General features: G+C 43.2%; 1 protein-coding gene. It reads left to right on the top strand.

What is annotated here, in order from left to right:
• Nucleotides 1-879: 879 nt before the first annotated feature.
• Nucleotides 880-3,030: a TonB-dependent receptor family protein gene (locus CWC28_RS20790; protein ID WP_105181200.1), complete on the top strand. Its 2,151-nt coding sequence runs from the start codon at nt 880-882 to the stop codon at nt 3,028-3,030.
• Nucleotides 3,031-3,249: the final 219 nt, after the last annotated feature.

Here is a 3,249-nt window from a genome sequence, read left to right as displayed (position 1 = left end):
GAATTTAGCTAGGTGCTAGGTGCTAACAGCATAGTGTTGGTTTCGAATTGGTAAAGGGAGCTCCTACCAAATCGACTTTTTTCGGCGTTAAAACGCCTCCTACGTCTCGTATCTCTTCCCTCGGAACTCGTACCTTTCCCCTTTACTCTTGCTAACTCGCTAACTTTTAATCTGATAGCTGATGACTCCATACGTTGGGTTTCGCTCCGCTCTACCCAACCTACGAGCTGATAGCTCCTTTACCCTTTCTCCTTGCGACTCGCTAACTTGGGTATTTTAATCTAACTTCTAACCACTGATATCTAATATCTCTTTTTTCGGCGTTAAAACGCCTCCTACGTCTCGTACCTCTTCCCTCGGAACTCGTACCTTTCCCCTTTACTCTTGCTAACTCGCTAACTTTTCAATCTGATAGCTGATGACTCCATACGTTGGGTTTCGCTCCGCTCTACCCAACCTACGAGCTGATCGCTCCTTTACCCTTTCTCCTTGCGACTCGCTAACTTGGGTATTTTAATCTAACTTCTAAGATATCTAATATCTTCATTTTTTCGGCGTTAAAACGCCTCCTACACCTCGCATCTCGCAAACTTTCCCCTTTACTCTTTCCCCTTTACTCTTGCTAACTCGCTAACTCGCTAACTCGCTAACTTTTAATCTGATAGCTGACGGCTGAAATCTGAAAGCCCCAAGCGTTAAGTTTTACTTAACACCCTCCCAAACCCAATATCGTAATACAATACTACTGTATTTCTTATACCTGATTTAATTCAAAAACTTACAGTTCAGACCTGTTTTAGTACAAATAGGATTGATTCGCATTATTTTACATGTTTAAATTGCGCCCGTTAAAAATATCTAAACACTACAGGACACACAATGACACCTAAGTTTATTGTTTCTACGCTTTCGACTGCGGTCGCTTTATCTCTAAGCGCTAATGCTTTTGCAAAAGATGTAACTAAAGAAGAGAAGAACTTCGAACAAATCACTGTAATTGGCTCTGCATCTGCAATTAACGATATTCCTGGCTCTGCTACTTTTATTGGTGAGCAAGAACTAGAAAAGTTTGAATATACTGATATCTCACGTGTTTTAAGTGCTGTACCGGGTGTATATGTACAAGAAGAAGACGGCTATGGCCTTCGTCCTAACATCGGTATGCGTGGTACGGGTACCGGTCGTAACGACAAAATCTCTGTAATGGAAGATGGTGTTCTTGTAGCACCAGCACCGTACTCTGCGCCTTCTGCTTACTACTTCCCTACAATGGGTCGTATGGAGTCTATCGAAGTACTTAAAGGTGCGGCGTCTGTTAAGTATGGCCCACGTACAACAGGCGGTGTTTTAAACTTAGTTTCTCGTAGCCTACCGACTGAAGGGTCTAAAGGTTTACTTAACGCTGAACTTGGTAGCGACGGTTTCTATAAAGGTCATGCTTACTTTGGTAAAAAGAAAAACAATGCTGCGGGCCTTGTAGAAGTATTCACTTACGGCGCAGATGGCTTTAAAGATTTACCAGTTGGTAGCGATAACACTGGCTTTGAAAAGAACGATTTCTTATTAAAGTTTGGTTTTGATTTTGGTGATAACGAAGCACACAGCCTAGAAATGAAGTTAAAGTACTCAGATGAGCGCTCTGACGAAACGTACATGGGTTTAACAGATGCTGATTACCAAGCAAATCCTTACCGTCGTTATGCGGCTTCGCAAAAAGACGAAATGAACACGCAACACAATGCATATCAAATTAACTATGCATACCGCTTTGGTAAAGGTTACGAGTTACTTGCTACTGCATACTTAAACGACTTCCACCGTAACTGGTATAAAGCAAGTAAAGTGGGTGTAAGCGATTTAGAAAAATACAGCGAGTTTGAAGCAAACCCAACGAGCGAAGGTATTGAAGGCGTTGCAGTAAAAGCAAATAACCGTGATTACCAAGCAAAAGGCTTACAAACTGAGTTCCATATTCCTGCTGGCGATCACTACATCACTGTGGGTGCACGTTACCATGAAGATGAAATGGATCGCTTCCAATGGCAAGACAAATACACGCTTAATCAAGACCTATCAATGACGCTAACTGATAAAGGCGTACCGGGTTCTGATAGCAACCGTGTAGACAGTGCAGAAGCGACGACCCTATTCATTCAAGATGAGTGGACAATTGATGCGTTAGTTATTAGTGCAGGTCTTCGCTACGAAGACATTACTATCAAACGTGTTGAATGGGCAAAGTCTGATCCATCACGTGCTAACGGCTTAACAAAAGATATTAGCAACGACACAGAAATCTTAGTACCGTCACTAGGTGCCACTTACACAGTAAGCGACAACCTAACGCTTCTTGCTGGTATTCAAAAAGGTTACGCTCCAGCGGCACCGGGTAACGCAGATCAAGAAGAAGAAGAGAGTGTTAACATCGAGCTAGGTGGTCGTTACGATTACGCGGGCATTCAAGGTGAAGTGATCTACTTTAATTCTGACTACACAAACATGCACGGTAACTGTACTGCCGCTGTTGGTTGTAACGACAACAACATTGGCGACCAATACAACTACGGCGAAGTATCTGTGTCTGGTTTTGAGCTAAGCGCGGGTAAAGTGTTTGCGACCAACGCAGCTTCATTCCCAGTTCGCTTAACTTACACTTACACTGATTCTCAGTTCGAAAATGATTTTGAATCAGAGCTTTGGGGTAGCGTAGAAAAAGGCGATGCAATGCCATACGTGCCTGAAAACCAATTAGCGCTTTCAGTGGGTGCTGCGTTCTCAAGCTTCGTATTCGATACGCAAATGCGTTATGTGTCTGATGCACACGCAGACTTAACAGACTCAGGTCGCAATGCAATCGACAGCCGCGTGGTGTGGGATTTAGCGGCTAAATACCTCATCGATGACAAACAAAAAGTATACCTAACAGTAGACAACCTGTTTGACAAAACCTACGTTGCAAACCGTGCAAACGGCGGTATTCAACCAGGTAAACCACGTACCCTACAACTAGGTTACAGCTACTCGTTCTAATAAAACGACTTAGCGAAATATCAAAAGCCGTGTGATGAAAATCCCACGGCTTTTTTGTTGGTGTTAGTTAGCAAGTTAGCAAGTTAGCAAGTTAGCAAGATTGTAGCAGCGATTTTATATCGCGTAGGAATGGTTAAAGGTGCTAGGTGCTAGGTGCTAGGTGCTAGGTGCTAGGTGCTAGGTGCTAGGTGGTTGGTTCTTGGTGGTAGGTGAAAGGTG

This window comes from Pseudoalteromonas sp. S4492, assembly GCF_005886115.1.
Taxonomy (GTDB): Bacteria; Pseudomonadota; Gammaproteobacteria; order Enterobacterales; family Alteromonadaceae; genus Pseudoalteromonas; species Pseudoalteromonas gelatinilytica.
The sequence above is the reverse complement of the archived record's forward strand: the minus strand, read 5'-3'. Positions and strand labels throughout refer to the sequence as shown.